The 24,443-nt window shown below is 71.8% G+C and carries 21 protein-coding genes and 1 pseudogene; 16 read left to right on the top strand and 6 right to left on the bottom strand.

The annotated features are described in order from the left end of the window. Positions 1 to 7: 7 nt before the first annotated feature. Both AB0K60_RS02975 and AB0K60_RS02970 read right to left on the bottom strand, forming a co-directional pair. A complete protein-coding gene (locus AB0K60_RS02975; protein WP_364047894.1) occupies positions 8 to 715 on the bottom strand; it encodes a response regulator transcription factor in 708 nt (235 codons plus the stop codon). Further along, positions 712 to 2,244: a histidine kinase gene (locus tag AB0K60_RS02970; protein WP_364047892.1), complete on the bottom strand. Its 1,533-nt coding sequence runs from the start codon at positions 2,242 to 2,244 to the stop codon at positions 712 to 714. The genes AB0K60_RS02975 and AB0K60_RS02970 overlap by 4 nt, the downstream gene beginning before the upstream one ends. Before the next feature lie 149 nt (positions 2,245 to 2,393). Here AB0K60_RS02970 and AB0K60_RS02965 point away from each other — a divergent pair. From AB0K60_RS02965 to AB0K60_RS02955, 3 genes and pseudogenes are all read left to right on the top strand, one after another. Then, positions 2,394 to 3,032, top strand: a pseudogene (locus AB0K60_RS02965) (ABC transporter ATP-binding protein); the annotation flags it as partial. Between the two features lie 62 nt (positions 3,033 to 3,094). Then, positions 3,095 to 3,889 (top strand): ABC transporter permease subunit, encoded by a 795-nt coding sequence (locus tag AB0K60_RS02960; protein WP_364047890.1) that lies wholly within the window; start codon positions 3,095 to 3,097, stop codon positions 3,887 to 3,889. 160 nt (positions 3,890 to 4,049) lie between these two features. Then, complete coding sequence (locus AB0K60_RS02955) at positions 4,050 to 5,012, top strand: superoxide dismutase (RefSeq protein ID WP_364047888.1); 963 nt, start codon at positions 4,050 to 4,052, stop codon at positions 5,010 to 5,012. Between the two features lie 369 nt (positions 5,013 to 5,381). Here AB0K60_RS02955 and AB0K60_RS02950 read toward each other — a convergent pair whose 3' ends face one another. The 4 genes from AB0K60_RS02950 to AB0K60_RS02935 form a co-directional block, all read right to left on the bottom strand. Further along, a complete protein-coding gene (locus AB0K60_RS02950) occupies positions 5,382 to 5,648 on the bottom strand; it encodes a hypothetical protein (protein WP_364047886.1) in 267 nt (88 codons plus the stop codon). A 69-nt stretch (positions 5,649 to 5,717) separates the two neighbouring features. Next, on the bottom strand, positions 5,718 to 6,569 hold the full coding sequence (locus AB0K60_RS02945; RefSeq protein WP_364047884.1) for a helix-turn-helix transcriptional regulator: 852 nt from the start codon (positions 6,567 to 6,569) through the stop codon (positions 5,718 to 5,720). An 83-nt stretch (positions 6,570 to 6,652) separates the two neighbouring features. Continuing rightward, complete coding sequence (locus AB0K60_RS02940) at positions 6,653 to 6,859, bottom strand: hypothetical protein (protein WP_364047882.1); 207 nt, start codon at positions 6,857 to 6,859, stop codon at positions 6,653 to 6,655. A gap of 113 nt (positions 6,860 to 6,972) precedes the next feature. Beyond that, positions 6,973 to 8,544 carry an NAD(P)/FAD-dependent oxidoreductase gene (locus AB0K60_RS02935; protein ID WP_364047880.1) on the bottom strand — a complete coding sequence of 524 codons (1,572 nt, stop codon included), beginning with the start codon at positions 8,542 to 8,544 and terminating at the stop codon, positions 6,973 to 6,975. A 159-nt stretch (positions 8,545 to 8,703) separates the two neighbouring features. On the opposite strand from AB0K60_RS02935, the gene AB0K60_RS02930 reads away from it, so the two are divergent. From AB0K60_RS02930 to AB0K60_RS02870, 13 genes are all read left to right on the top strand, one after another. Continuing rightward, positions 8,704 to 9,636 carry a pseudouridine-5'-phosphate glycosidase gene (locus tag AB0K60_RS02930; RefSeq protein ID WP_364047878.1) on the top strand — a complete coding sequence of 311 codons (933 nt, stop codon included), beginning with the start codon at positions 8,704 to 8,706 and terminating at the stop codon, positions 9,634 to 9,636. Further along, on the top strand, positions 9,633 to 10,805 hold the full coding sequence (locus AB0K60_RS02925; protein ID WP_364047876.1) for a sugar kinase: 1,173 nt from the start codon (positions 9,633 to 9,635) through the stop codon (positions 10,803 to 10,805). Before AB0K60_RS02930 ends, AB0K60_RS02925 begins: the two co-directional genes overlap by 4 nt. Positions 10,806 to 10,894: 89 nt before the next feature. Beyond that, entirely contained in the window at positions 10,895 to 12,619 is a 1,725-nt protein-coding gene (locus AB0K60_RS02920) for a hypothetical protein (RefSeq protein ID WP_364047874.1), read from the top strand. A 185-nt stretch (positions 12,620 to 12,804) separates the two neighbouring features. Beyond that, on the top strand, positions 12,805 to 12,942 hold the full coding sequence (locus AB0K60_RS02915) for a hypothetical protein (protein ID WP_364047872.1): 138 nt from the start codon (positions 12,805 to 12,807) through the stop codon (positions 12,940 to 12,942). Between the two features lie 280 nt (positions 12,943 to 13,222). Next, positions 13,223 to 14,530, top strand: a complete 1,308-nt coding sequence (locus AB0K60_RS02910; protein WP_364047870.1) for a citrate:proton symporter — start codon at positions 13,223 to 13,225, stop codon at positions 14,528 to 14,530. Between the two features lie 45 nt (positions 14,531 to 14,575). Then, complete coding sequence (locus AB0K60_RS02905) at positions 14,576 to 15,427, top strand: fumarylacetoacetate hydrolase family protein (RefSeq protein WP_364047868.1); 852 nt, start codon at positions 14,576 to 14,578, stop codon at positions 15,425 to 15,427. Positions 15,428 to 15,523: 96 nt separating this feature from the next. Then, positions 15,524 to 16,936 (top strand): FAD-linked oxidase C-terminal domain-containing protein, encoded by a 1,413-nt coding sequence (locus tag AB0K60_RS02900; RefSeq protein ID WP_364047866.1) that lies wholly within the window; start codon positions 15,524 to 15,526, stop codon positions 16,934 to 16,936. 5 nt (positions 16,937 to 16,941) lie between these two features. Next, on the top strand, positions 16,942 to 18,501 hold the full coding sequence (locus AB0K60_RS02895; RefSeq protein ID WP_364047864.1) for an acetolactate synthase large subunit: 1,560 nt from the start codon (positions 16,942 to 16,944) through the stop codon (positions 18,499 to 18,501). A 68-nt stretch (positions 18,502 to 18,569) separates the two neighbouring features. Then, on the top strand, positions 18,570 to 19,766 hold the full coding sequence (locus AB0K60_RS02890) for a carboxymuconolactone decarboxylase family protein (protein ID WP_364047862.1): 1,197 nt from the start codon (positions 18,570 to 18,572) through the stop codon (positions 19,764 to 19,766). After that, a complete protein-coding gene (locus AB0K60_RS02885) occupies positions 19,759 to 21,474 on the top strand; it encodes an IlvD/Edd family dehydratase (RefSeq protein WP_364047860.1) in 1,716 nt (571 codons plus the stop codon). Before AB0K60_RS02890 ends, AB0K60_RS02885 begins: the two co-directional genes overlap by 8 nt. A 51-nt stretch (positions 21,475 to 21,525) precedes the next feature. Next, a complete protein-coding gene (locus tag AB0K60_RS02880; protein ID WP_364047858.1) occupies positions 21,526 to 22,932 on the top strand; it encodes an acyclic terpene utilization AtuA family protein in 1,407 nt (468 codons plus the stop codon). Next, a complete protein-coding gene (locus AB0K60_RS02875; RefSeq protein WP_364047856.1) occupies positions 22,925 to 23,233 on the top strand; it encodes a DUF4387 domain-containing protein in 309 nt (102 codons plus the stop codon). Before AB0K60_RS02880 ends, AB0K60_RS02875 begins: the two co-directional genes overlap by 8 nt. Positions 23,234 to 23,255: 22 nt before the next feature. Then, the gene (locus tag AB0K60_RS02870; protein WP_364047854.1) at positions 23,256 to 24,416 is read left to right on the top strand and encodes an alpha-hydroxy-acid oxidizing protein; all 1,161 of its coding nucleotides are present in this window, start codon (positions 23,256 to 23,258) and stop codon (positions 24,414 to 24,416) included. The last annotated feature ends 27 nt before the right edge of the window (positions 24,417 to 24,443 follow it).

The raw sequence follows: 24,443 nt of genomic DNA, 5'->3' as shown, positions 1-24,443 counted from the left end.
CACCCGCTCACTCAGGCCGTCTCGGCGGCTCACCGGTCGGCGGACGCGGGCAGGCGTACGTCGACGCGGAGGCCGAGCCCGCGTCGCGGACCAGCAGGGCGGCCTGGACGCGGTTGTCGCAGCCGAGTTTGGCGAGGACGCGGCTGACGTACGTCTTGACGGTGGCCTCGCTCATGTGCAGGCGGCGGGCGATGGCGGCGTTGGACAGCCCCTCGGCGACCAGGGCCGCCACCTGCGACTCCGCGGGGGTGAGGGCGGCCATGCGTTCGGCGGCGGCGCGGCGGCGTTCGGTCTCGGCGGGGGTGACCAGGCCGAGGAGCATGCGGGTCACCCCCGGCGAGAGGTAGGCGTCGCCGTCGCGGGCGGCGCGGACCGCGCGGATCAACTCGTCCGGGGCGCAGTTCTTCAGCAGGAATCCGGACGCGCCGTCGCTCAGGGCGCGCAGCACGTTCGGCTCGGCCCCGAACGAGGTGAGGATCACGATCCGCAGGGCGGGGACGCGGCGGCGCAGCTCCTCCAGCGCGGTCAGGCCGTCCATCTCCGGCATCTTGATGTCGATGAGCGCGACGTCCGCGCGGTGCCGGAGGGCCGCGTCCACGGCGGCGCGGCCGTCGGCGGCCTGCGCCACGACCTCGATGTCGGGGGCCGATTCCAGCACGGTACGGATGCCCGCCGCCATCAGCGGCTCGTCGTCGGCGATCAGCACCCGGATCATCCCGTTACTCCGACCATCAGTACGCCGGGCAGCACCACGAAGAGCAGGGCGGCGATGGCCACCCCGACGACCCGGAGGGCGAGGTCGCGGCGGGGCGCGAGGTGCCCCTCCCGGCCGGGCGGGGCGTCCGGCGCGACGCCGTCCAGCGGCGTGGGCGAGCCGAGACCACGCGGCCGGTCGCCTGGGACGCCATCGGCAGCGAGGTCGTCGGCGGGGCGGTCGGCGGGGTCGGCGTTGAGCGGGAGCATGGCGAACAGCCGGAACACGCCGCCGGAGCGGCGGTGGTCGAGAAACCCGCCGGTGGCCTCCACCCGCTCACGCAGCCCACGCAGGCCATGCCCGGCCCCCGGGCCGCCCACGCCCCTCGCGGCGGGCACGGTATGGGCCACGGCATGCGGCACATTGGGCTCGGTATGCGGCACGACGTTGGCCACGGCGTCGGGCAGAGCGTCCGACACCGCATTGGGCACCGCGTTGGGCACCGCGTTGGGCTCGGCATGCGGCACGGCACTGGGCAGAGCGTCTGGCACAACATCGGGCTCGGTATGCGGCACGACGTTGGCCACGGCGTCGGGCAGAGCGTGCGGCACCGCGTTGGGCACAGTGTTGGGCACGGTGTTGGCGATGCTGATGAGGAGGGCGTCGGCCTCCCATTCGAGGGCGATGGTGACGGGCTGGGCCGGGGCGTGCCGGGCGGTGTTGGTCAGGCCCTCCTCGGCCACTCGGTACGCGGCGCGGTCGGCCGCCGCGGGCAACGGGCGCGGGAGCCCCTCCTGGCGCAAGGTGACCGGAACCCCAACCGTGCGGTACTCGGCCGCCAGGTCCGGGATGTCGCCGACGCCGCGTCCGGCGGTCTCCCCGTCGGCGGCGCGCAGGGCCCCGACCAGGTCGTGGAGTTCGTCCACGGCGTCGCGGGCCGCCGAGGCGAGTCGTCGTACGGAGGCGGCCTGTTCGGGTGGGAGGGGGGACACCTCCAGGGCGGCGGCCTGGATCGCGACGAGGCCGAGGCGGTGGCCGAGGGAGTCGTGCATGTCGCGGGCGATGCGCAGCCGTTCGCGCAGGCGCTCGCGATCGGCGAGCAGTTCGCGCTCGCGGCGGAGCCGCCGGTTGCTGCTCTCCAGGGCCGCCAGCAGCCGCTCGTGCTGGGCGACGTACCGGCCGGTGAGCAGCGGCAACGCTATGAACACCAGGTAGAGCACGATCACCTGGACCGGCCCGACGAAAAGCCGCACGGCGAGCGACACGAGCGTGGAGGCGATCACGACCAGCGTGCCCCGGGCGCCGGTGACGCCGCGTCCCGCCTGGTAGGAGGCCCACAGCGTGAGGACGTACGCGCCGCCGGTGAGGGCGGCGAGTCCCATCGTGCCCGCGAACGCCGCCGCGGGCGACCGGTGACGCAGCACGATCAGCGCGGCCACGGCGAGGGCGTACGCGGGGGCGGCCCAGACCGGCAGGTCGACGCCGTGGACGGCCGCCAGCAGCACGAGTTCGGCCCCGAGCACGAAACCGGCGAGGAGATGTCGGCCCATGCCCAGCAGCGTACGCGCCGGGCGCGGCGGAGGCCGGAGGTCGGGATCATCACCCGGTGCGCCGTGCGCCTCGCTCGTCCACTTTCGTCGGTGGAAGCGGCGACTTTGGTGGACTGTGCGGCGGCGTACCGATTCCTACGCTGATCCGGGTGATCGAAGTACGAGACGTGAGCAAGAGATACGGCCCGACGCTCGCCGTCGACCGGCTGTCCTTCACCGTACAGCCCGGCCAGGTCACCGGCTTCCTCGGCGCGAACGGGGCGGGCAAGTCCACCACGATGCGAATGATCCTCGGCCTCGACCGGCCGACGACGGGGCACGCCCGCATCGACGGCAGGCCGTACCGGGAACTGGACGAGCCGCTGCGCCGGGTCGGCGCGCTGCTGGAGGCGAACGCGGCGCATCCGGCCCGCACCGCCTACCACCATCTGCTGTGGCTGGCGCGCAGCAACCGCATCCCGGAGTCGCGGGTGCGCGAGGTGCTGGCGCTGGTCGGCCTGGAGCGCGCGGCGCACCGCCGGGCGGGGACGTTCTCGCTCGGCATGGGGCAGCGGCTCGGCATCGCGGCGGCGCTGCTGGGCGATCCGCCGGTGCTGCTGCTCGACGAGCCGGTCAACGGGCTCGATCCGGAGGGCATCCGGTGGATCCGCACGCTGATGCGGGATCTGGCCGCGGAGGGGCGCACGGTGTTCGTCTCCAGCCACCTGATGAGCGAGATGGCGCAGACGGCCGACCACCTGATCGTGATCGGCGACGGGCGGCTGCTCGCCGACACGAGCATGGCCGAGTTCACCGCGACGGCGGGTTCGCTGGAGGAGGCGTTCCTGCGCCTGACCTCGGGACGGTTCGCGTGAGCGGCCGGGCGGGCGCGGCGACGGCCCTGCTGGCGGCCGAATGGATCAAGATCCGCACTCTGCGCTCGACCTTGTGGTCGCTGCTGCCCTTCCTCGTCGGCGGCGTCGGCCTGGCCGCCCTGCTGGGGGCGTCGTTCCGGGCCTCGCTCGCGGCGGGCACGCTCGGGGGCGCGCGGGCGTTCGACCCGCTGTTCGCGGCCTTCTACGGCCTCACGGTCGCGCAACTCGGCGTGGTGGTGTTCGCCGCGCTCGTGGTGGGCGGCGAGTACGGCACCGGCACGATCCGCGCCTCGCTGACGGCGGTGCCGCGCCGCGGCCGGTTCTACGCGGCCAAGGTCGCCGCCGGGATGCTGGTCGCCGCGGCCGTCGCGCTGGTCACCGTGCCGGCCGCGTTCCTGGTCTCGCAGTCGCTGCTCGGCCCGTACGGCACGGCGATCACGGCGGACGGCGTCGTCGAGGCGCTGACCGGGACGGTGGTGTACGTGACCCTGATGTGCGGTTTCACCCTGGGCGTGGCGACGATGCTGCGCAGCACCACGCGGTCGCTCGGCATCCTGCTGCCGGTGTTCCTGCTCGGCTCCCAGGGGCTGGCCAACGTCCCGGGGATCGGGAAGGTCATCCAGTACCTGCCGGACCAGAGCGGCTGGGTGATCATGCACCTGGCCGGACCGGCGGGGGATCCGCGGTTCGGCCGCGACTACGGCCCGTGGACCGGCATCGGCATCCTCGTCCTGTGGACGGCGGTCTCGCTGATCGGGGGCTACCTGGTGCTGCGCCGACGCGACGCGTGAGCGACACGTGAGCGGGGCGTCGGGGCGGCCCGTCACCTTCCGGCGCGCCCCTCGGCCGCATGCCGGGCGTCCGATATCGCAACCGCCATTGCGCCTCCCGCGTATGCCGTATGAGGTAGGCAAAAAGGAGATCGTTGCACTTTCAACGTCGGGAGGTTCCATGAAAGCGGCAGTTCTCATGGCGGGCCTGTTGTCCGTGCTGGTCGCGGCGCCGGTCGCGGCGGCCGACGCCCGGGTGGAGGTCGCCGGGCCGGCGACGGCCACCGCCGCCGCCTCCGCGGCCAGGACGACCTTCCCCACCGAGTTCTCGCTTCCGGACGGCTTCCAGCCGGAGGGCATCGCCATCAGCGGCACGTCCGCGTTCTTCGGCTCCCGGGCGAGCGGCGCGATCTACCGGAGCGACCTGCGCACCGGCAAGGGCCGGATCATCAACCGCGGCTCGGGCACCCCGTCGCTCGGCCTCAAGGTCGACTTCCGCGGGCGGCTGTTCGTCGCCGGCGGCACCGGCGGCGACGCCCGCGTGATCAACGCCCGCACGGGCAAGCTCATCGCGCGGTACCGGCTCGCCCGCGGCGAGTCGTTCGTCAACGACGTCCTGGTCACGCACAAGGCGGCCTACTTCACCGACTCGACCAACCCGGTGCTGTACAAGCTGTCCTTCGGGCCCGGGGGAACCCTCCTCCGCGGGGCGGTGAGGATCCCGCTGCGCGGGGCCATCGACTACGCCGACGGCATCAACGTCAACGGCATCGCCCCGACCCCCGACGGCAGGGCCCTGCTCGTCGTGCAGTCCAACACCGGCAAGCTGTTCCGCGTCAACCCCCGCACCGGCGTCACCACCCAGGTGGACACCGGCGGCGAGTCGCTCGCCAACGGCGACGGCCTGCTCCTGCAGGGACGCATCCTGTACGTCGTGCGCAACAGCGCCAACAAGGTGGCCGTCCTGCGCCTCAACCGTCGCGGCACGTCCGGAAAGGTGATCGACGAACTCACCGACCCGCGCTTCGACATCCCCACCACCGTCGCCCCCTTCCGTAACCGCCTCTACCTGCCCAACGCCCGCTTCTCCACCACCCCCACCCCGACCACGCCGTACAACGTGGTGGCCATCAGGCGTCACTGACGGCGGCGAACCCGTGCGCGCGTCGCGGCACGTCACGCCGCGACGCGCGACCCGGCCGGAGGTGATCCCGGTGAATTCCCCGGGCTGACGGACCGAAGTGAGCCCAAAGTGGGCGCAAAAGTGAGCGCATAAGTGAGCTCAAAGTGAGATCGCGGCGGACGCACGCGCGTCCGCCGCGATTCGCTGTCATTGGCGGTGCCGGGTCACGGTGTCGGGTCGCAGTGCCGGGTGATAGTGGCCCTCTGGTTCCGGGATCCGCACCGGCGACCCGTCGCCGATACGGCGGTGCGTACGCGACGGGGAGACGCCGTGCCGCTCAATTCGCGCGGACGCCGCGAACCGGGCCGATCGGCCGTTGAACCGGAAGGGTCAGCGGCCGGCGGGGAGGGCCGCGAGGAGGTAGGCGAGGCGGGCGGCGGCCTGGTCGATGTCGTCGACGGTACCGAGGCGGTAGCCCCACGAGGTGACGAAATCGCCGTCGGAGCTGCAGGTCACGTGCTCGGTGAGGCGCTCGCTGAATCGGTTGCGCACCTCGACGTAGGCGGGCGAGGCGTGCTTCACCCGGACCGACAGATCGATGTGGGTCCGAGCTGCCTGCGCGAAGCGCTCAAGACAGGACATGGCGTCCAGCAGCATGTCTCACCTCCCCCAGCCTTTCGTTAAGGATTGCACGATTGACCGGGCAGGGGCAAGCAATTGCCGGACTCAGCCGACTGATTGTGTGGCGTAGTCGGCGAGCACCCTGATGATGACGGCCCGCGCTTCCTCGCCGTAGGACGCGATCTCGGCGTACTCCTCGAAGTTCTTGGCGTAGAACGCGATGTCGTCGGGGTTCTTGAGCATCAGTTCCTTGGTACGGGTGGCCGCCACCACCAGGCGCGAGTCGTAGATCCAGTAGCCGTTCAGCGGCGCCGAGGGCAGCATCGTCTCGAACGGCAGGATGCCGAATTCGACGTTGGGCAGCGTGGTCACCGCGAGCAGCCGATCGAGCTGGCCGCGCATCACCTCGGGCGGGGCGAGCCGGTAGCGCAGCACCGCCTCCGGCATCAGGAGGCGGAAGGTGCGCTGCGGGTCGTAGAGGACCTCCTGGCGCTGCATCCGCACCCGGATGGCGGCGTCCACCTCGTCGGCTCCGCCGTACATGCGGCGGACCTTGGCGAAGATGTGGCGCGCGTACTCGGAGGTCTGCAGCAGGCCGATGACGACGCCCGGCTCGAAGACGCGGAACTGGCGGGTGCGCAGCTCCAGCTCGCGGAAGTTCTCCTGGATGGCGGTGAGGCCGCCGCGGTGCCGCTGCCGCCAGGAGTCGTACTGCTCGTCCATGGCGGCCATGGCGGCGGTCAGCTCGTCCATGACCTCGGGGGCGGCGCCGACGGCCCGTCCCCACGCGGTCACGTCGGCCTCGCCGGCGGTCTGGCGGGCGTTCTCGATGCGGGAGACCTTGGACGGCTGCCACCCCAGCCGCTCGGCCAATTGCTTGCCGGACAGCCCCGCTTCCTCGCGCAACTGCCGCAGCCGCGCACCCAGCTCGATCCTGGTCTGCTGAAAGCCGCTCACGCCCACCTCCCCCACGAATTGCACCGCAGGTTAGACCGTTGCGCGCGGGTCAAGCCATAGGGAGATCCCCAATCGTGATCAGATCAGCCGAGGACGCGGCGCGCGATGTCCACGAGCAATTCGCGCGGCACCTCCACGGCCACCTCGCCGTCGAGCACATGCCGCAGGTCGGCGAGCGCCTCGGGGTCGGTGAGCCGCATGCCCTGGACGACGACCGTCCCGCGGTCGGTCTCGTACAGCGAGGGGCAGGCACCGGCCTCCGAGGTGGAGCCAAGAAAACGCAGGCGCATGGCAACCTCTCTCCATGATTGCAATTGCGCGCAATTGTAGCGAAGTTGCCCGGAGAAATCCCCTTATATCCCCCTGAATGTGGATCATACGACAGAGGAAGGGCGCAAGGGGGTCAAATATCACCGGTGAGCAGGGCCATCGCGGCGTTGTGGCCGGGGATGCCGCTGACGCCGCCGCCCCGGCGGGCGCCCGCCCCGCACAGCAGGACCCGCGGCCAGGCGGTCTCGACGCCCCAGCGTCCCGCGTCGCCCTCCTCCTCCGCGTACGGCCAGGCGAGATCCCGATGGAAGATGTGCCCGCCGGGCAGCCCCGCCTCGATCTCCAGGTCGACCGGCGTCTTCGCCTCCAGGCACGGCGCGCCGTCCGGGCCGCGCATCAGGCAGTCCTCGATGGGCTCGGCGAGCACCGAGTCGATCGAGGCCAGGGTGGCCCGCAGCGCCGCCTCCCGCGCGCCGTCCGGGTCGTCGCGGAACAGCCGCGCGGGCATGTGCAGGCCGAACAGCGTCATCGTGTGCGCGCCACCGGCCCGCAGCTCCTCGCCGAGGATCGTCGGGTCGGTCAGCGTGTGGCAGTAGACCTCCGCCGGCGGCAGATCCGGGACGCGCCCGGCGGAGGCCTGCGCGTGGGCGGCGGCGAGCTGGTCGCGGCTCTCGTTGATATGGAACGTGCCGCTGAACGCCTCGGCCGGATCGACGCGCGAGTCCTTCAGCCGGGGCAGCCGCGACAGCACGAAATTGATCTTGAGCTGGGCGCCCTCCGGCGGTGCCGCGGCCTCCTCACCGACCAGCCGGGCGAGGACGGCGGGCGGCAGGGCGGCCAGCACGTGCCCGGCGGTCACCGTGTGCTCGCCTCCGGCCGTATCCCCGTTGACATCCCCGCTGACGTCGCCGTTGATGTCGCGGAAGGTCATCTCTCCCGAGGCGGGGTCGATGGCGAGCACGTCCGCGCCGGTGCGGATCTCCGCGCCGTACCGCAGGGCGGCGTCGGCCAGCGCGCCCGACACCGCGCCCATGCCGCCGACGGGCACATTCCACTCCCCGGTCCCGTCGCCGATCACGTGATAGAGGAAACAGCGGTTGGCCGCGAGGTCGCGCGCGGGGTCGGCGAAGGTGCCGATGAGCGCGTCGGTCAGCACGACGCCCCGCACCACGTCGGAGCCGAACCGCTCGTCCACCTCCTCCCCGATGGGCCGCTCGAACAGCGCCCGCCACGCCTCGTCGTCCCCGACGATTCGGCGCGCCTCCGCACGCGACGGCAGCGGCCGCAGCAGCGTCGGCGCGAGCCGCCGGGCCACCTCGCCGACCATGCCGTAGAACCTCTGCCAGGCCGTCAGCTCGCGGTCCCCGCCGGTCACCGCCGCGAACGACGCCGCCGTACGGCCCGCGTCCTGTTTGTCGACGAGCAGCCCGGCGTCCCCCACGGGCGTGTACGAGGCGAACCGGCGGCGGCGCAGCTCCAGCCGCAGCCCGAGGTCCCGGACGATCTGACCGGGCAGCAGGCTGACCAGATAGGAGTAACGCGACAAATTCGCCGCCACCCCCGGGAACGGCCGCACGGAGACGGCGAGCCCGCCCACGTGGTCCTGCCGCTCCAGCACGAGCACGCGGCGTCCGGCCCGCGCCAGGTAGGCGGCGGCGACCAGCCCGTTGTGCCCGCCTCCGGCGATGACGACGTCATAACGCATGATGTCTCCAAGGGGGATGAACCGGATATCCAGTGCGAAGATCGCCCGCCGCGTGGATCTTTCTTGGCGAGATGTCACGTGGACGTCACGGGCGAGCACCACATACCGTTCATGTCCTGAATGACCTATTTCCATGCTTATTGGGGGACGAGTCAGGGCATGCGCGAGCTTGTAGACAACGGGGGGATCATCCGCCTGACCGATGAGGTCGCCGAGGCGCTGGCGGGCGGCGGCCCGGTCGTCGCGCTCGAATCCACGATCATCTCGCACGGCCTGCCGCAGCCGCGCAACCTCGAGGTCGCGCTCGAACTGGAGGGCATCGTACGGCGGGCCGGAGCGGTGCCCGCGACGATCGCCGTGCTCGACGGCGTGCCCCGCGTCGGCCTCGACGGGCCCGACGTGGAACGCGTCGCCACCGAGCCGGGCCTGCGCAAGCTCGGCCTGCGCGATCTCGCCCCGGCCGCCGCGCTGAAGGCGAGCGGCGCCACCACCGTGTCGGCCACGTCCTTCCTCGCCGCACGTGCCGGGATCGGGGTGTTCGCCACCGGCGGCCTCGGCGGCGTGCACCGCGAATGGAACGTCACACAGGACGAGTCCGCCGACATCGACGCGCTCAGCCGTACCGCGATCATCGTGGTCTGCGCGGGGGTGAAGTCGATCCTGGACGTGCCCGCGACGCTGCAGCGGATGGAGACCCGGGGCATCACCGTCGCGGGCTACCGCACCGACGAGTTCCCCGGCTTCTACCTGCACACCTCCGGGCAGCCGGTGGACTGGCGCGTGGACACCCCCGCCGAGGCTGCGGCGATCATGCGCTCCCGCGAGCTGCTCGGCGTGCCCGACGGCGCGGTCGTCATCGCCAACCCCGTGCCGGTGGAGGCCCAGCTCGACCCCGCCCTGCACGACCGCGTCCTCGCCGAGGCCCTCGCCGCCGCCGACGCCGCCGGCGTCACCGGCCAGGCGATCACCCCCTTCCTCCTCGACTACCTCGTGCGCGGCACCGGCGGCGCGTCCCTGGAGGCGAACCTCGCGGCGGTACGCGGCAACGTCGCCCTCGCCGCCGAGATCGCCAAGTGCCGGAGCGCCGGGTGAGCCTGCTGGTCATCGGCGACGTGGTCACCGACGTCGTGGCCATGCGCGTCCCCCGCCTGTACGGCTGCGCGCCCCCAGCGGGCCGGCCCGGCGAAGCGGCCGTCGCCGACGGTCCGGCCGGTGGACACGGGCCCGGGACCGGGGATGCCCCCGGCGTGGGTTACGACGGCGGTTCCCGCCCCGGCCACGAGACCGTCGAAGTCCGCGGGGCCCTTGAGGATGGACGCCGCCGCGGAACCGCCGACGGCCCCCCGGACGGAACAGGCCAAAGCGGCTGTGGAACCGCCGTCGCCGGGATCGGCACTGGCATCGGCACCGGGATCGGCACCGGGATAGGCACCGACACCGCCGCCGACATCGTGCTGCGCCCTGGCGGCTCGGGGGCGAACACGGCGTCCTGGGCGGCCCACCTGGGGACCGACACGCGCCTGCTCACGCGGGTGGGCCGCGACATCGGCGAGTGGCACACGGCGGAGCTGCGGCGGGCGGGGGTGCGCCCGCACGTCCGGATCGACCCGGACCATCCGACGGCGGTGGTCATCGCGATGGTGGACGTGACCGGCGAACGTTCCATGCTCACCAATCGGGGGGCGAGCGGCCGGATCTGCGCGGCCGACTGGGAGGACGGGCTCCTGGACGGCGTGCGCCATTTGCATGTGTCCGGTTACATCCTGTTCGCACCGCCCGGTCTCGAGCTGGCCAGGCTGGCGCTGGCGGCGGCGGCCCGGCGCGGGGTCACGGTGAGCGTGGACCCGGCCTCGGCCGGGTTCCTGCGCGCGTTCGGGGCCGAGCGGTTCCTCGCCGAGACCGCGGGGGCGGACTTCTTGATCCCCAATCTTGACGAAGCGCTGCTGCTCAGCGGCCTGGGCCCGGGGGGAGATCCGGAATCGGCAGCCACACGGCTGAGCGGGCGGTACCGTACTGCGATAGTGAAGCTTGGGTCGCGCGGCGCGCTGCTCGCCCAGGGTGGGCGGGTGGTGGCCCGGGTTCCGGCCGAGAAGACGGAGGTGATCGACTCGACCGGGGCCGGCGACGCCTTCGCGGCCGGGTTCCTCACCGCACTGCTCGCGGGCAGGAGCGCGGCGGATTCGGTCGCGTTCGGCTGCCGCGCGGGCGCGCAGGCCGTCGGGCAGGTGGGCGGTCGCCCGCACGCCGTGTTCGGAACGTAGTAGTTTCGCCCACTTGACACAGATTGGTACCTTGCGGCGTAAGCTGCACCACGAGCAACATGCATCACTGGGGAGGTTGCGGTCAGCCGATGGACGCCCAGTCATCGACCTGCTTAAGTGATCTGGTTCCGGCTATCCGCTGGACCCGGCCCCAGCAGGTCGCCGAGATACTGGCCGACCCCCGTCTGCCGGGAAGCTGGTGGGGCTCGGTCACGATCGGCCGTGCGCTCGCCGTCACCGGGGCCGACTGGATCTGCGATCGGCTCGCCCGGCTCGCCGTGGCCCGGTGGGGGCACCTCTCGCTCGTGGAGCTGCTCCCGGCGCTGCAGACGCACACCCCCGACCCGGCCCTGCCGGGCTGGCCCGACTCGGCCCGCTCGGCCGCCAGCGGCGTCGGCGGATGGTTCCGGCTGCGCCGCCTGACCCCGTCCGACCTGCAGTCGCCGGCCGGGCAGACGTCGCCCGAGGCCGTCGTGACCGCCGCGTTCCGGGAGTTCTTCGGGCGCCTGCCGGTGGAGGGCCAGGCGTCGGCCGCGCTCGCGCCCGCCGCGCCCGGCCAGGCCCTGCCGTCGTCGACCTCCCAAGCCCCCCAGTCCTCCCCTCAGCCGATGCCTCCCTCGGTGCCCGCGCAGGCCGCGCCCGGGCGCTCGGCGTCCGCGCACCCGGTGCCCGCGCTCGCCGCGCCCGTGCCCGGCGCGGAACCGGTCGTCGCCCCGCCGCCGAACCCGGCGGCCATCGTCGCCGAGTACCCGATGGTCGGCATGGTGGAGACGCTGCTGCGCGACTGGACGCCGCTGGAGAAGGCGATCGCGGCCGAGCGCCTGTTCGCCGCCGAGCCGATCAGCCTGCGCGCCCTCGCCTACCAGCTGGAGGTGGACCGCGAGGTGCTCTCCCAGGCGCAGCGCAGCGCCGAGGAGCGGGTACTCATGTGGATGCGCTCCCCCGACTCCGCGCCGCTCACCGGCCACCTGTTCGGCCTGACCGAGTGGCTCGGCGCGGCGGCCACCCAGGAGCAGCTCATCAGCGTCGATCCCTCCCACCCGGTGCTGGTCCCCTCGCTCGGCACGCCGCTGTGGCGCGTGCTGGTCGCGCTCATGCCCGACCGGCGGCTCCAGGACGGCTGGCTCGTCGTCGGCGACCTCACCGGCCTGCAGGAGAAGACCCGGCGGCTGCTCGCGGCCAACCCGAGCGAGACGGACGTGGTGGAACTGCTGTCCCAGATCGGCATCCGGTCCCACTCGGCGAAGGCGTGGCTGGAGGCCCTGCCCAAGGAGCCCGGCCGACCCTTCGGCCACGGCGCGCACGAGGCCCAGGGCCCTCCCGGCGTCACCACCAGCGGCGGACTGCCCGCCCTGCCGCGCCGTACTCCCGGGGTGAACGGCCAGCGGGGTGGACGGCCCGTCCCGTACGTGGGCAACAACGTCGACGCGCAGACCGCGCTGGCCGCGCTCTCGGCGCTGTCCGGGTCCCCCGCCCCCCGGCCGCGCCCGGCGCAGCAGGCCCAGACCCCGCCCCCGGTGCCGGGCCCGGCCGCCGACCCGCGCCGCTGGCAGCGCATCGACGTCACCATGGAGCATCTGCGCGGCGGCCCCGTCGCCGTCCCCGAGAACTACGCCGCGCAGCTCGGCATGCGTCCCGGCACCCTGCTGTCGGTCACCGGCCCCGGCGACAACGCCGTGGTCCTCGTCTGGCGTGACCGCCAGCCCGTCTTCGACTCCCTCCAGCCCGTCCTCATGCGGCTCAACGCCCGCCCCGGCGACTCGGTGTACGTCACCGTCAACGGCTACCGCCTCGACGCCCAGCTCACCTCCTGACCGGCGCCCCTCGCCGCCACGGCCCGCCGGGTCCCCTCGCCCGGCGGTCTCGTGCCGTGCGGAAAGAACGCGCGTGAAAGTACGCGGACGTCGTACACCCGCGCGCGGATCCCCGCAGAGGCCGCGCCGTACTCGATGGCGATCCGATGGCCCGATTCGATGGCCCGATTTGATGGCCCGATTTGATGGCCCGATTTGATGGCCCGGTCCTGCCGATGGCCGTCGCGCCGTACCGGCTGGAACGATCCCGCCCGCGGCTCGTCGCGCACGCCCGCCGTCCGCCGTCCCCCGCTCCCCCGTGGAACGTGGGTCACCTCGCCTAGCATCGCCGCGCCCGGCCGTGAATCCCCCGATCAGGGGATCGGCCTCCCCGGCCGGTGTGATGAGCGCCACTCGGCCGGAGTCCTAGCGTGACACCAGACGAAACCCGCCGAGGCCGGACCTCGGTTCGGCGACATCCGGGGCCCGCGGAGCCCGGGCGGAACTCGCCGGCAGGGAACTCGTCCGCAAGCGTGCTCATGGAACCACGCCCGGAACCCCCTTGAGCACCGGTCGACAGGTCGCGAAACGTGCGGCTCCGTCGAAGCTGAGAGGAAGCGCACCATGCTGGCTGCTTTGGGCTTTGGGTCCATTGGCCTTTTCACCGTGTTGGTGATGACCAGGAAAATATCGGCCGTCGCCGGCCTCATCCTCATCCCCGCGGTGTTCGGCCTGATCGGGGGGTTCGGCGGGACTCTGGGCGACATGATGGTGTCCGGGGTCGTCGACACCGCCCCCACGGCGGTGCTGCTGACCTTCGCGCTCCTCTACTTCCTCGTGATGACCGAATGCGGCCTGTTCGAGCCGCTCATTCGCAGGATCCTCGCGATCGTCGGCGAGGACCCCGTCCGGATCGTGGTGGGCACCGCCATCCTCATCATGGGCATCGGCCTCGACGGCGACGGCTCCACTGCGGCCTTCGTCGTCATCACGTCGATGTATCCGATCTACCGTCAGGTCGGGATCAACCCGCTGATCATCGCGATGCTGCTCGGCATCATCTGCCCGGCCCTCAACTGGCTGCCGTGGGGCGGCCCGGCCGCGCGGATGGCGGTCTCGCTCAAGATCGAGGTCTCCGACGTGGTCCTCCCGATGCTTCCGGCGCTCGTCATCACGCTCGCGACCGCCCTCGCCTTCGCGTACATCGTGGGCCGCAGGGAACGGAGCAAGATCGAGGCGCGCAAGGCGGAGGCCGCTCTCAGGGCCGAGGAAGAGGGAGAGGAGTCGACCGGCGGTACGCCTCGCACGCCGATTCCCACGAAGAACGTGTGGTTCAACCTCGTGCTGACGATCGCCTTCATCCTCAGCATGGCCATCGAACTGCTGCCCCTGCCCGCGCTGGCCATGATCGCGTTCTCCATCGCCGTCACGGTCAACTGGCCCAACCTTCGCGTGCAGGACGAGAAGCTCAAGCCGCACATGGGCGCCGTCGTCATGGTGATCTCGCTCATCCTCGCGGCGGGCGCCTTCTCCGGCATCCTCAACGACAGCGGGATGGTCAAGGCGATGTCCGACGCCCTCGTCGCGCATCTGCCGGACGCCTGGGGCGGCGGCTTCGCCTTCGTCACCGCGCTGGTCTCGGGGCCGCTGCTGTTCATCCTGTCCAACGACAGCTTCTACTTCGGCGTCGTCCCGATCCTGGCGCAGACGGGCGCGGCGTACGGCCTGCCGCCCGAGGTGATCGCGCACTCCGTGCTGCCCGGGATCTTCCTGCACACGCTGAGCCCGCTGAGCGCGCCGATCTACCTCGTCGCCTCGCTGCTGCGCACCGACTTCGGGTCGCTGCAGCGTTACGCCCTGCGGTGGTCCATCGGCATCACCCTGGCGGCGATCGTCGCGGCCGCGATCACCGGCGCGGTCTACGTCGCCTGAGCGCCCGCACAGGGCCGTCAACCAGTCGAATTCCAGGAGCAGAACGTGCGCTTCATCAGTTACACGTCCGCGGACGGCGAAGGCGTCGCGATCAGGTCCGAGGGCGGGTACCGGGGACTCCCGGTCTCCGCGCTCGGCGGTGATCTCAGGTCGTTCCTCGGCGAAAAGCCCGGCCTCGCGGACCTCGCGGAGCTTCTCCGGGACGCGCCCGAGTTCGCGCTGCCGGAGGTGACCCTGCTGCCGCCGATCCCCCGGCCCGAGAAGATCCTGTGCATCGGGCTGAACTACCGATCGCACTCGGCGGAGGGCGGCTTCGAGGTTCCGGAGTATCCGGCGGTGTTCGCCAGGTTCCCGAACGGCCTGGTCGCGCACGGAGCCCCGCTCGTCCGGCCCAACGCCTCCGACCTGCTCGACTACGAGTGCGAGCTCGCCGTGATCATCGGCAGGGGCGGGCGGCACATCGCCGAGCACGAGGCGCTCGACCACGTCGCCGGCTACTCGGTGTTCAACGACGGGTCGGTCAGGGACTTCCAGGTGAGGTCGCAGCAGTGGACGATGGGCAAGGCGTTCGACGCCACCGGCGCGTTCGGGCCCGAGCTGGTCACGGGCGACGAACTGCCTCCGGGCTGCCGCGGGCTGCGGATCCGAACCATCCTCAACGGCGAGGTCCTGCAGGACGCCGACACCGCAGACATGATCTTCGACGTACCCCGGCTGATCGCCATCCTTTCCGAGGCGATGACCCTTTCGCCGGGCGACGTCATCGTCACCGGCACCCCCGACGGCGTCGGCGCCTTCCGTGATCCGCAGGTCTGGTTGCGGCCGGGCGACGAGTGCACGATCGAAATCGAGGGCATCGGAAGCCTGACCAATCCGGTCGTCCAGGAGCCGGCGTGAACCCTGCGGCGATGCACCCGCGAGGGCGCCGGTGATCTGGCTGAGGAACGCGGGAGCGCCCGCCGGGGCGCTCCGGAGAGACGAGGGAAGTCACCGATGAGCGACGTCACCGAGCGGTTCGCGGAGATCGTGGGACGCGCGAATCTTCTCGCCGACGAGGAGATTCCGGAGGATTACGCGCATGACGAGGCCCTGACGGCCGCGCCGCGGATGCCCGCCTTCGTGGCGCGGCCGAAGACCGCGCAGGAGGTCGCGGCCCTGCTCGTGGCCGCGGGAGAGCACGGCGTCCCGGTCACCGCGCGGGGCTCGGCCACGGGGCTGTCGGGCGCGGCGCGGCCGCTGCCGGGCGGACTGGTGATCTCCTTCGAGCGGATGAACGCCGTGCTGGAGGTGGACACCGAGAACCACGTGGCGGTCGTGCAGCCGGGGGTCACCCTCGCCGACCTCGACGAAGCGACCGCCGCGGCCGGGCTCCGCTACACCGTGTACCCGGGCGAGCTGAGCGCGACCGTCGGCGGGAACGTCGGGACGAACGCGGGCGGGATGCGGGCCGTCAAGTACGGGGTGACCCGGCACAACGTCGTGGGACTTGAGGCGGTGCTGCCGACCGGCGAGATCATCCGGACCGGCGGCAGGATCACGAAGGTCTCGTCCGGGTACGACCTGACCCAGTTGATCATCGGGTCGGAGGGCGGTCTCGCCCTGGTCACCGAGGTCACGGTGCGGCTCTACCCGCGACTGCCGTACGGCGCGACGGTGCTGGCGCCCTTCACGACCGCGGACGAGGTGCTGAAGGCCGTCACCAAGGTCATCGCCGCCGGCCTCACCCCGCACATCCTCGAGTACATCGACGACCGGACCCTCGGCGCGATCACCGGTCATCTCAACCTCGACCTCGGCATCGGGGACGCCGTCCGGGACGCCGCGGCCGCCTACCTGATGGTGGCGCTGGAGAGCCGCGACGGCGACCGGCTGCACGGCGACGTCGAGGAGCTCGCCGGCCTGCTGCTCGGTCTCGGCGCGCTGGACGCGTACGTGCTCGACGGGGCCGCCGCCGAACGGCTCGTCGAGGCGCGCGAGAAGTCCTTCTGGGCGGCCAAGGCGATCGGCGTCGACGACATCATCGACGTCGTGGTGCCGCGCGCCGCCATGCCGGAGTTCCTGCGCCGGACCGAGGAACTCGTGCGCTCGCGCGGCGCCGCCGTGGCCGGGTGCGGCCACGCCGGGGACGGCAACGTCCATTTGGCCCTGTTCTGTCCGGACCCCGGGAAACGCAGGACGCTGCTGACCGAGATCTTCTCGCTGGGTATGGAGCTCGGGGGCGCGATCTCCGGCGAGCACGGCATCGGACAGACCAGGTCGGAGTACTTCCTGGAACTTGAGGACCCGGCGAAGATCGCGCTGATGCGCCGGATCAAGGGGGCCTTCGACCCCGCCGGCATCCTCAACCCGGGCCTCCTCAACCCGGGCGTCCTCAACCCGGGCGTCTCGACGGACGCGGAGGTGTGAGAGCGATGACGATCAATGGTGCGCAGTCGCTGATCCGCACGCTCGTCGGCGCCGGGGTGGACGTCTGCTTCGCCAACCCGGGCACGTCGGAGATGCACTTCGTCGCCGCGCTCGACGCCGTTCCCGAGATGCGGGCCGTACTCGGGCTGTTCGAGGGCGTCGTCACCGGCGCGGCCGACGGCTACGCCAGGATCGCGGGCAGGCCGGCCGCGACGCTCCTGCACCTCGGGCCGGGGCTCGGGAACGGGCTGGCCAACCTGCACAACGCCCGCCGCGCGCACTCGCCGATCGTCAACGTGATCGGCGACCACGCGACCTACCACAAGCGGTACGACGCCCCGCTCGAATCGGACATCGAGGCCGTCGCGGGCAGCCTCAACGGCTGGGTCCGCCGATCCGCGCGCACCGAGGACGTCGGCGCCGACGCCGCCGACGCGATCGCGGCCGCCCAGGAACCGCCCGGCAAGATCGCGACGCTGATCCTGCCGGCCGACGTCTCCTGGGGCGACGGAGGCAGGATCGCCGCTCCCGTCCCGGTCGCGGGGCCGCGGCCCGCCGACCCGGCCGCCGTCCGGCGGATCGCCAAGGTGCTGACCGGCGGCGAGCCGGTCGCCCTGCTCATCGGCGGCGCCGCCTGCCGCGAGGCCGGTCTGCTCGCCGCCGGCAGGATCGCCGCCGCGACCGGGGCGAGGCTGTTCGCCGAGACGTTCCCCGCACGCCTGGAGCGCGGCGCCGGTTTGCCGGCCGTGGAGCGGATCGCGTACCTGGTCGAGTCGGCCGTCCAGCAACTCGACGGGATCCGGCACCTGATCGTCGCCGGAGCGAAGCCGCCGGTGTCGTTCTTCGCCTACCCGAACCTGCCGAGCTCCTTGGTCCCCGAGGGCGCCGAGGTGCACGTCCTGGCCGACGCCGGGGAGGACGTCACGCATGCGCTGGAGGACCTGGCGGACCTGGTGGCGGCGCACACGCGGCCGACGCTTCAGGACGCCGTCCGCCCCGAGCCGCCGTCCGGGCCGCTGACCTGGCAGAACTGGACCGATGTGATCGGCGCGCTGCTGCCGGAGGGCGCGATCGTCGCCGACGAGTCGAACACCTCCGGGCTGCTGCTGCCGCAGGCCACCGCCGGCGCCCCGCGGCACGACGTGCTGACCCTGACCGGCGGCGCGATCGGCTACGGCATGCCGGTCGCCACCGGCGCCGCCGTCGCCGCGCCGGACCGGCCGGTCGTCACCCTCCAGTCCGACGGCAGCGCGCTGTACACGATCTCGGCGCTGTGGACGCAGGCCCGGGAGAACCTCGACGTCACCACGGTGCTGCTGAACAACCGCGCCTACGCGATCCTGCGCCTGGAGCTGCAGCGCGTCGGCGCGCAGGCGGGCGGCCCGAAGGCGGGCGAGTTGTTCGACCTCTCCCGGCCCGACATCGACTTCGTCAAGATCGCCGAGGGGATGGGCGTACCCGCGACCCGGGCGACGACCGCCGAGGAGCTGGCGGAACAGTTCCGGCGCGCCCTGGCCGAGCCCGGCCCTCACCTGATCGACGCGATCGTCCCGCCCCTGTTGTGAGGCCGGGACGGCCCGCGACGCGCGCGTCCGGCGCGCGACCCTCAAGTGAACCAGGAGATCAACAGACCATGCACTACCCGACGCGTGTGCGCCCGGTGGACTTCGGCAGCCTGTCGGAACGGCAGGAGGCGGTGCGGATCAAGATGGGTCCGTACGGCGAGGAGGGCGCCTGCGCGATGATGAGGACCTTCCTCAACTACCCCGAGTTCGCCCGCTCGATCGGCAGGATCGGCACCAGGGTCACGTTGACCAGCGACCTTCCCAAGCGGATGGCCGTGCTGGCGTCGCTGCGCACGGCCTGGCTGTGCGGCTGCGAATACCTCTGGGCGCACATCCGCGAGGAGGGCGTCGCGGCCGGGGTCACCGACGCGGACGTCCGCGCGATCGCCGCCGGCGACTACGGGAACGCGCTGAACAGCATCGAGAGACATGTCGTCGAGGCGATCGACGAGCTGCACGAGACCCACTATCTGAGCGAGGAGAAGTGGTACCGGATCGGCCTGCTCGGGTCGAACGCGGTCATGGACGCCATGACGACCTACGGCTTCTTCGTCACGCTCTCGGCCGCGGTCAACAGCATGGGCGTGCGGTTGGAGGACGGGCTTACCGGATGGGATGTGCCCTGGGATCCGAGCGTCACGGCCGGCACCGGCCGTACGGCTCCGCGCCAGGTGCCCAAGCGCGTCTTCGAGGCCGACTACGCGCTGCTCAGCCCGCGGCAGATCGAGCAGACCAACCGGATGGGCAGGCGCGGCAAGCCGACCACGTCGAAGCTCCAGAAGGCCATGATCAACTACCCGGAGTTCCTCAAGGCGATGGCGCCGTTCGGCAAGCGCGCGATCGACGACACGTGCCTGCCCCCTCGGGTGTGGCAGATCGCGGCCATGCGCACGGTCTGGCTGTGCGACAGCGAGTACCTGTGGTCCCAGCACCGCAAGGCGTGCCTGGCGCTGGGCGTGACCGACGACGACCTCGCCGGCGTGGCCGAGGGCCCGCGGAGCGCGTCGCTGAAGGACTTCGACCGGGTCGTCGTCGGCACCGTGGACGACATGTACCACCGCAACCGCGTCTCGGACGAGCACTGGACCGCGTTCGACCGGTTCGGCCCGGAGGGCGTCACCGACCTGATGCTGGTCTACGGGCTCTACGTCCTGCAGTCCTGTCTGGCGCGCACCTTCGGCACGACCCTGGAGGAGAACTCGATCGGCTACCTGCCCGAGCTTGAACGCTTCCGCGACGGGCAGCAGAGGGGGAGCCGTGCCTGAGTCGCGCTCACAGCAGTGGTTCGGCGGCGAAGGGGCGAAGGGGTTCACCCACAGGAGCTGGGTGCGCAGCCGCGGCGTGCCGACGGACCACTTCGACGGCCGCCCGATCATCGGCATCTGCAACACCTGGTCCGAGCTCACCTCGTGCAACTCGCACTTTCGTGAGCTGGCGCGACACGTACGCGAGGGCATCCTGGAGGCCGGGGGCGTCCCCATGGAGTTCCCCGTCATCTCCACGGGCGAGACGCTGACCCGTCCCACCGCGATGCTGCTGCGCAACCTCGCCAGTATGGACGTCGAGGAGACGTTGCGCGCCAATCCGCTCGACGGCGTCGTGCTGATGATGGGCTGCGACAAGACCACGCCCGGTCTGCTGATGGGCGCGGCCAGCGTGAACCTGCCGACGATCGGCGTGTCGGCGGGGCCGATGCTCAACGGCAGCTTCCGCGGGCGGCCCTTCGGCGTGAAGGACGCCTGGAACCTCGGGGCCGACCTGCGGGCCGGGCGCGCGAGCGTCGCCGACGTGGAGGAGGCCGAGTCCTGCCTCAACCGGACCGTCGGCGTCTGCAACGTGATGGGCACCGGCTCGACCATGGCGGCGATGGTGGAGGCGATGGGCGTCGGGCTCCCCGGCAACGCGGCGATCCCGGCGGTGGACGCGCGCCGCCGGGTGCTCGCGCGGATGGCGGGACGCCGGATCGTCGACATGGTGCGCGAGGACCTCACGCTGGACAAGGTGCTGACCCGTACGGCCTTCGAGAACGCGATCAAGGTCAACGCGGCGATCGGCGGGTCCACCAACGCCGTGATCCACCTGACCGCGATCGCGCGGCGCGTGGAGGTGCCGCTGGACATCGAGGACTGGCACGTGATCGGCCGGGACATTCCGACGCTGGTCAACATCCAGCCGTCCGGCGACCACCTGATGCAGGACTTTCACGAGGCCGGCGGGCTGCCGGTGGTCATCCGGGAGCTGTGCGAGGGCGGGCTGCTCGACGGCGACGCGCTCACCGTGACCGGCAGGACCCTCGCGGAGAACAACGACCGGGCGGAATGCCACAACCGCGACGTCATCTTCAGCCTCGACAAGCCGTTCAAGGCGCACTCCGGGATCGCCGTCCTGCGCGGGAACCTCTGCCCGGACGGCGCGGTCATCAAGCCGTCCGCGGCGGACCCCCGCCTGCTCAAGCACCGCGGCAAGGCCGTCGTGTTCGAAAACCAGGACGATCTCAACGCCCGCATCGACGACCCCGGCCTCGACGTGGACGCCGACTCGATCCTCGTGCTGAAGAACTGCGGGCCCAAGGGCTTCCCCGGCATGCCCGAGCTCGGCATGATCCCGATCCCGGCCAAGCTCCTCGCCCAGGGGGTCACGGACATGGTCCGGATCTCTGACGCGCGCATGAGCGGCACCTCCTTCGGCGCGGTCGTCCTGCACGTCTCGCCGGAGGCGGCGGCCGGCGGGCTGCTCGGCGTCGTGCGCGACGGCGACCTCATCGAACTCGACGTCGCCGCGCGCCGCCTCGAACTCCTGGTCCCCGACGAGGAGCTGGCACGGCGCGCGGCGGAACGGCCGGCGCCCGAGCCGAAGGCCACGCGCGGCTACGCGAAGCTCTACATCGACACCGTCAACCAGGCCCACGACGGCTGCGACCTCGACTTCCTGGTCGGCAAAACCGGCAGCGCCGTACCTCCCCAACAGCACTGACGCTCCCCCAACAGCACTGACCGCCGCCGGCGGTAGGAAAGGGAACAGCAAGTGAACGCGACAACCCCTGACCGGGAACCGGTCAGGATCTACGTGCCCCAGGGCTCCCTCGGTGTCGGGCTCTTCCCGGAGGAGATCGACCACGCGCTGGCGCACGCCCCCCACGCGATCGCCCTGGACGCCGGATCGACCGACGCCGGCGCGGCCTACCTGGCCACCGGGATGTCCAAGAACGATCGGGGCTCGGTCACAAAGGACCTCGGGCTCCTGATGGAGGCCCGGGAGCGGGCGGGCATCCCGCTGCTCATCGGCACCTCCGGGCAGGCCGGGGGCGATCTGAACGTCGACTGGACCCGCGACATCGTCCTGGAGATCGCCCGCGAGAAGGGGTACACGCCGAAGATCGCGGTGCTCTACTCCGAGCAGGACCCGGACGTGATCAAGCGGAAGCTCGCCGAGGGCAGGATCTCCAGCCTCCCCCCGCTCGGCGACCTCGATGAGGCCACCATCGACCAGTGCGTGCACATCGTCGCGCTGATGGGGCCGGAGCCGTACTTCGCGGCGCTGGAGGCGGGCGCCGACATCGTCATCGGGGGCCGGACCTCCGACCCGGCGGTGATCGGGGCGTTCGCGCTGTGGAAGGGCGCGCCGGCCGGGCCGACCTGGCACGCCGGCAAGATCGCCGAGTGCGGCGGCCAGGCGACGACGGCGAACACCGGGCAGCGCGGCGTGATCCTGGAGATCGACGCCGACGGGTTCGAGGTGGAGCCGGTCGATCCTCGGTTCAAGGCGACGGTCGAGAGCATCGCGGGGCACCTGCTGTACGAGAACAAGAACCCGTGGCGGCTGACCGAGCCGGGCGGCGAGCTCGACGTCACCGAGTGCGAGTACGTCCAGGTGACCGAGTCGAGGGTGCGGGTGACGGGGTCGAAGTGGATCGCGCGGCCGTACACGATGAAGCTGGAGGGGGCGAGCGCGGACCTGTTCCAGACCATCATGATCATCGGGATCGCCGACCCCGACGTGCTCGCCGAGCCGCAGGCGTTCCACGACATGATGCTGGCGAGGCTGACCGAGCGCGCCATCTCGGCCACCGGCCTGAGCAGGGACGACTTCCACATCTCGCTGCGCATGTACGGCTGGAACGGGGTGAGCGGGACGACGCCGCCGCCCGGCTCGGTCCCGCTCGAAATCGGCATGATGTGCGTCATTACCGCCAAGACCCAGGAGCTGGCGAGCCACATCGCCAAGGCCTGCAACCCGTACTTCTTCCACATGCCGCTGCGCCTGGGCATGGAGCTGCCCAGCTACGGCTGGCCGTTCACGCCGGGCGACATCGACCGCGGGCCCGTCTACCGGTTCCTCCTCAACCACGTGGTGAGCGTCGACGACCCCCTGGAACTGGTCCGCATCGAGATGCTTGACGATCTGAAAGCGAAGGTGGCAGCCGATGCCTAAGGTCCGTGACGTCTGCCGGCACGTCAGGTCGAAGGTGGCGGGCCCGTTCTGGGTCACCATCGACCTGATGTTCGACGGCCGGGAGAACTACGATCGCTACGTCCAGAGCCCCGCGCTGAGCGCGGAGGCGATCGCCGCCATCTACGGAATCGAGCCGGAGACGATCTCCTTCTACCCGGTTCCGCAGATGAAGGTCCTGAAGATCTCCTACCCCAGGCGCACGCCTCAGGGGGGCGTCGAGGAGCGCGACCTGCACTCCGGGCAGCAGTACGCCTACCTTCTCGATGTCGAGCTCACCTGACGACCGGGCGAAGGCGGAGGACATGACACAGCCATTCGGCGACTACCAGTTGGAGATCTACTTCAACGCCCTGAACGGGCGCGTCTCCGACCACCCGATGGACTACGCGACCCTGGAGCGCCGGGCGCTCGCCGCGCTCGACCCGTCGCTGCTGTCCTACATCGCCGGGGGCGCCGGGGACGAGGCGACCCAGCGGCGCAACGCCGAGGCCTTCGCCCTGTGGGGGGTCGTGCCCCGGATGCTGGTCGGCGCCGTCGATCGGGACCTGTCGGTGACCGCCTGGGGGCACACCTTCCCCACGCCGGTCTTCATGGCGCCGGTCGGCGTCGTCGGCCTGGTCACCCCCGACCGGCACGGCGACATCGCCGTCGCCCAGGCGGCGGCCGCCACCGGGGTGCCGGCGGTCCTCTCCACGCTCATGCAGGACCCGCTGGAGGACGTCATCCCGCACGCCGGCGAGACCCCGAGCTTCTTCCAGCTCTACACCCCCAAGGATCGCGATCTCGCGGCCAGCCTGGTCGAGCGCGCGGCGCGGGCCGGCTATCGCGGGATCGTGGTGACCCTGGACACGTGGATCCCCGGCTGGCGGCCGAGGGACCTGGCGTCGGGCAACTTCCCGCAACTGCGCGGGCACGCGCTGCGGAACTACACCAGCGACCCGGTCTTCCGCAAGCTCACCGGCGCAAGCGAGGACCCGCAGGTGATCGTGAGCACCTGGGCACGGATCTTCGGCAACCCGCTGACCTGGGCCGACCTCGAATGGCTGCGCTCGCTGACCGACCTGCCGCTCATCCTCAAGGGCATCGGGCACCCGGACGACGCCCGCCGCGCCCTCGACGCCGGCGTGGACGGCATCTACTGCTCCAACCACGGCGGCCGCCAGGCCAACGGCGGCCTCAGCGCCCTGGAGCTCCTGCCGGAGGTCGTCGCGGCCTGCGACGGCCGGGTCCCGGTGCTGTTCGACTCGGGCGTACGCAGCGGAAGCGACGTGATCAAGGCGCTCGGCCTGGGCGCCACCATGGTGGGCATCGGCCGCCCGTACGTCTACGGCCTCGCGGTCGGCGGCGTCCCCGGGCTGATCCACCTGCTGCGGATGTTCCTGGCCGAGGCGGACCTGCTCATGGCCGTGAACGGCTACCCGGACGTCGCCGAGGTGCGGAGGAACATGCGGCGCGCGTCGTGAGGATCGCGCCGACGAGCGCACGGACGG

The organism is Thermopolyspora sp. NPDC052614 (assembly GCF_040678635.1).
Lineage (GTDB): Bacteria > Actinomycetota > Actinomycetes > Streptosporangiales > Streptosporangiaceae > Thermopolyspora.
The sequence above is the reverse complement of the archived record's forward strand: the minus strand, read 5'-3'. Positions and strand labels throughout refer to the sequence as shown.